At 59.5% G+C, this 4,396-nt stretch carries 6 protein-coding genes; 3 read left to right on the top strand and 3 right to left on the bottom strand.

Going from position 1 to position 4,396, the window contains the following annotated elements; all coding sequences use genetic code 11:
• The first annotated feature begins 139 nt into the window (after positions 1 to 139).
• Positions 140 to 625 (top strand): hypothetical protein, encoded by a 486-nt coding sequence (locus OC610_RS22000; RefSeq protein WP_264430744.1) that lies wholly within the window; start codon positions 140 to 142, stop codon positions 623 to 625.
• A gap of 61 nt (positions 626 to 686) precedes the next feature.
• A complete protein-coding gene (locus tag OC610_RS21995; protein ID WP_264430743.1) occupies positions 687 to 974 on the top strand; it encodes a PA4642 family protein in 288 nt (95 codons plus the stop codon).
• Between the two features lie 113 nt (positions 975 to 1,087).
• Here the strand turns inward: OC610_RS21995 and mqo are convergent, their stop codons facing one another.
• The 3 genes from mqo to OC610_RS21980 form a co-directional block, all read right to left on the bottom strand.
• Positions 1,088 to 2,596 carry a malate dehydrogenase (quinone) gene (gene mqo, locus OC610_RS21990; RefSeq protein WP_264430740.1) on the bottom strand — a complete coding sequence of 503 codons (1,509 nt, stop codon included), beginning with the start codon at positions 2,594 to 2,596 and terminating at the stop codon, positions 1,088 to 1,090.
• A complete protein-coding gene (locus OC610_RS21985) occupies positions 2,586 to 2,762 on the bottom strand; it encodes a hypothetical protein (protein WP_264430739.1) in 177 nt (58 codons plus the stop codon). The genes mqo and OC610_RS21985 overlap by 11 nt, the downstream gene beginning before the upstream one ends.
• Positions 2,763 to 3,332: 570 nt before the next feature.
• On the bottom strand, positions 3,333 to 3,566 hold the full coding sequence (locus OC610_RS21980; protein ID WP_030138600.1) for a hypothetical protein: 234 nt from the start codon (positions 3,564 to 3,566) through the stop codon (positions 3,333 to 3,335).
• A gap of 205 nt (positions 3,567 to 3,771) precedes the next feature.
• Here OC610_RS21980 and OC610_RS21975 point away from each other — a divergent pair, with 205 nt between their 5' ends.
• Positions 3,772 to 4,356: a YajG family lipoprotein gene (locus OC610_RS21975; RefSeq protein ID WP_181287874.1), complete on the top strand. Its 585-nt coding sequence runs from the start codon at positions 3,772 to 3,774 to the stop codon at positions 4,354 to 4,356.
• Positions 4,357 to 4,396: the final 40 nt, after the last annotated feature.

Below are 4,396 nucleotides of genomic sequence, written 5' to 3'. Positions count from 1 at the left end.
GAGCAAGCTCCCTCGCCACAGGTGAGGTCACGCTGATGGCCCTCTGAGTATGCCGCGCCAGACGCCAGGATGTATTGACCCGGGTCGCTTATTTTTTCCATGGATGCTAGCGTGCCCAGCCAAGTACCCGGAGCCTGTCATGCGTGTATCGATTCACCGCTGCGCCATTTTAGTGTTGATCGCCAGCCTGCCCATGACGGCCGTGGCCGCGCCGATGCACAGCCAGTTCCTGCCCCCCGATGACCTGGTGGCGCGCCAGGAACAGCCCGAACAGCAACAATTGCTGCAGGTCACTGAATATTCGGTGGTGCTGGGCAACCAGCGGCCGTCCAATCAACAACCGATCCCGGTCACTTCGCCCTTGATGGTGCGGCTCAAAGGCAAACCCTTGAACAAGGGGGCAACCATCAACCAGGTCATCCTCAATTTCGATGGCGAAAGCAAAAGCCTGAAAAAACCGGTGTTCGACGAGGCGAGCAAGACCCTGACCCTGTCTTATCCACAGGCCCAGTACCGAGTCGTCATCGATCTGCTGCGCAACGACACGGTCTATGTGCAGTTTCTCAGCTACGCCAATGGCCACATCTGGGCCGACCTGCACACCGGCGCCGCACGCCCGCGTTGAGCGCCGGGGCCTGGCAGGGGTAAACTGCCCGCCCCGTGAATTGTGCAAGCTGGAGCCGGCAATGCGTAAAGACAAGAAACAAGTGATTGGTGACGAGATTGGCGATGAACAGATCAAGCTGTTCCTCAATTTTGAACCGGTCGATGCTACGTCGCCGTCGCTGCACAAACTGATCAAGGCTTACCGTGGGCTGCGTGTCGATGATTTCGAGCGCTTCCTGGTTTTTTTTGCCGAGGCGGGCTACGACCTCAACGGCAAGGACGAGCATGGCAATGATTTCGTGACGCTGGTTCGCGATCAGCGCAATGCCCAGGAATACATTGAATTGATCGAGAAGGCGCGTGGCTGATTGAGTCAGGGGCCTGCTTCACAGGCCAGCGGGAGCAAGCTCCCTCGCCACAAGACGCTCAAAAAAAACGCCCCGCTCTCATGGAGAACGGGGCGTTTTTTTAGCCGATCGAATCAAGCGTAGCTTTGGGTCTCGCTGCTTTCTTCAACCAGTTCCAGCGCAATGTTGTTCTGCGCATTGATCTTGCGATACAGCGCCGCGTCGGTTTCCAGCACTTTTTCCCGGGCCGGGAAAATTTCGGCAAGCTTGGTGGCCCATTCGCCCTTGGCTTTTTCCGGGAAGCAGCGCTCGATCAGGTCCAGCATGATCGACACGGTCACCGAAGCACCTGGCGAAGCGCCGAGCAGGGCGGCGAGGCTGCCGTCCTTGGCCGCGACCAGCTCGGTGCCGAATTGCAGAATGCCGCCTTTTTTAGGGTCTTTCTTGATGATCTGCACCCGTTGGCCGGCCACTTCCAGGCGCCAGTCTTCGGCTTTCGCCTCGGGGTAGAAGCGACGCAAGGATTCCAGGCGCTGCTCCATGGACTGCATCACTTCGCTGATCAGGTACTTGGTCAGGTCCATGTTGTCCCGGGCCACGGCCAGCATCGGGCCGATGTTGCCGGCGCGTACCGACAACGGCAGGTCCATGATCGAGCCGTGCTTGAGGAACTTGGTGGTGAAACCGGCGTATGGCCCGAACAGCAGGGACTTCTTGCCATCGACCACACGGGTGTCCAGGTGCGGCACCGACATTGGCGGCGAGCCCACCGCGGCCTGGCTGTAGACCTTGGCCTGGTGGTGCTTGACCACTTCCGGGTTGTCGCAACGCAGCCACTGGCCGCTGACCGGGAAGCCGCCGAAGCCCTTGCTCTCTTCGATGCCTGAAGCTTGCAGTAGCGGCAACGCGGCGCCGCCGGCACCGAGGAAGACGAACTTGGCGTCGACTTCCCGGGTGTTGCCGGAATTGACGTCCTTGATGCTCACGGTCCAGCCATCACCCTTGCGCTTGAGGCCGGTGACACGCTTGCAATATTTGATCTGGGTGTCTGGCGCGCTGCCCAGGTGCTTGAGCAACTGGTTGGTCAGGGCACCGAAGTTGACGTCGGTACCGTTCATGACACGGGTGGCGGCGACAACTTCGTCAGCCGGCCGGCCAGGCATCATCAGCGGCATCCATTCGGCCATCTGGCCTTTGTCTTCGGTGTATTCCATGTCGGCGAAGGCATGATGCTGGCGCATCAGCTCGAAGCGCTTCTTCAGGAACTCCACGCCTTTCTCGCCCTGCACGAAGCTCAGGTGCGGCACTGGAGCGATGAAGGATTTCGACGAGCCGAACGTGCCCTTTTTGGTCAGGTACGTCCAGAACTGCTTCGACACCTCGAACTGGGTGTTGATGTGCACGGCTTTCTTGATGTCGACGGTGCCGTCGGTGGCCTGGGGCGTGTAGTTCAGCTCACACAGCCCGGCGTGGCCGGTACCGGCGTTGTTCCATGGATTGGAACTCTCCGCGGCACCGGAATCCATCAACTCGACGACTTCCAGCGAGATCGCGGGATCGAGTTCCTTGAGCAGCACGGCGAGGGTGGCACTCATGATGCCGGCCCCTACCAGAACTACATCGACTGTTTCGTTATGCGCCATTTAACGCGTCTCCAAAAATCTGCAGCACCAAATTGTCGGCATAGCGGCCAGGAAGCGGGGCAAGATCAGTTGCGCCCCAGGCATCCATGGCCAGGAATCGCCATGTCCGAATCTTCGCAATTTTTCGCAACACTGCGGATGCATGCAGCACGGCCTCAAGAGTCACATGAACTCATTTAAGCGCCGCGCAGGCAATTCGACTTATGGCCGAGACATCCGTTCGTGCAACCAAATCCGTAGCGGACAGGCTTCAGGCGCCGGTTCTTGAACGATATCCGGTCCTGTGTCGTTGGGCTGTTCCAGACGCTAATGGTGCTTGTTCAGACGCAAAACTCTTCATTTGCTCGCCACACTCTTGTGAAGTTGTGAAAACCCGTTTTTTCACGCTCTTTTGAAGACGTGAACCTCAAAAAAGGGCTGTCCCAGCCTGGCACCGCGCCCGGTTTGGTTGCCCCATGCAGTACATGACAGGCAAAACGGGCAGACAGCTCAGTGACCGAGCGTAATGACAGCTCTGCAGATTCGTGAAAAGCGGAGATTTTGCCCGGGAGCAGCAAGCGCGCCAGCTTCACTCGATCTGTGTGGGCGGCTCTCTGTGGGCGGTGCGAAGTGCCAATACAAGCGCATCAGCGATGTTGCGAGGCCCGATCAGGAGACGTCCTTATAATCGGGGGGAGATTGTAACGAAGAAACGCGTGGAAATGGTCGTGTTTTATGACTTTTATTAGCCTTCCGGTCAGACGGCCAACAGCTGCCGGCTACGGGCGCGTGCACGAGGCGGTTGCACCCGCGCTTCGACGGGCAGAGGCTGGTGCAGCCAGTTGAGGCGGATCTCTTCGATTTCCACCCAGCCTTCGCCCATGGGCTGCAAGCTGCATTGTTTGAACGCCTGGCAGCGACCGGCGCGGTCCAGCAGGGCAAAGCAGCGATGATGGGGGCGGGGGGTAAACAGATCGATGAGAAAGCGCATGGTCGGATACCGTGTCGAGGGAACTTGTGGACAGCCTGACAGCCGGCCATGACATGACGGTGTAAGGACGGTGACAACGGGGTGACAGGAACCGCCCACCATGGTCCTTGTCAGACATTTCGGTATTCATCGAAGGCGCTGGTTCGCTGCGATGGCGCACCGCTATACTGCCGGCCTGTTTGTGCCCGATTCTGGAGAGAAGAGCATGTTGCAACGCCTGTTGTTCGGTTTGATCGCCGTGACCAGTCTGACCCTTGTCGGCTGTGCCCACAGCCCGCAACAACTTAACCCGGAACCCAAGCTCAACGCCCAATTGGCGCCGGTGGGGCGTGGCCAGCCGGTCGTGGTGCGTGTCGTGGACGGTCGTCCGTCGCCGACCCTCGGCACCCGCGGTGGGCTGTACCCTGAAACCAGCGTGATCACGGTGCAGGGCGCGCAGATCCTGCCGAAGTTGCAGGCCCAGGCCGAGGCAGCCGTGCGTTTGCTGGGCTTCACCCCTACAGCGAACGCCATGAACGCGCCGCAACTGACCGTGACCCTGGCGGAACTGAAATACCAGTCGCCCAAGGAAGGCATGTACGTGACCGAAGCAACGATCGGCGCGACCTTCCGCTCCGACGTGCAAAACGCCAGCCGCCGCTACAGCGGTCGTTACGGCGCTTCGCTGGATCAGCGCTTCGGCATGGCGCCCAACCAGGAGACCAATACCAAACTGGTCAGCGACGTGTTGAGCGATGCCCTGACCCGTCTGTTCAAGGACCCGACCATTGGTCAGGTGTTGGCGGAGTAAGTAACAAACCCCTATCCCCTGTGGGAGCGAGCTTGCTCGC

Origin of the sequence: Pseudomonas agronomica (assembly GCF_025917275.1) — a bacterium.
Lineage (GTDB): Bacteria > Pseudomonadota > Gammaproteobacteria > Pseudomonadales > Pseudomonadaceae > Aquipseudomonas > Aquipseudomonas agronomica.
The sequence above is the reverse complement of the archived record's forward strand: the minus strand, read 5'-3'. Positions and strand labels throughout refer to the sequence as shown.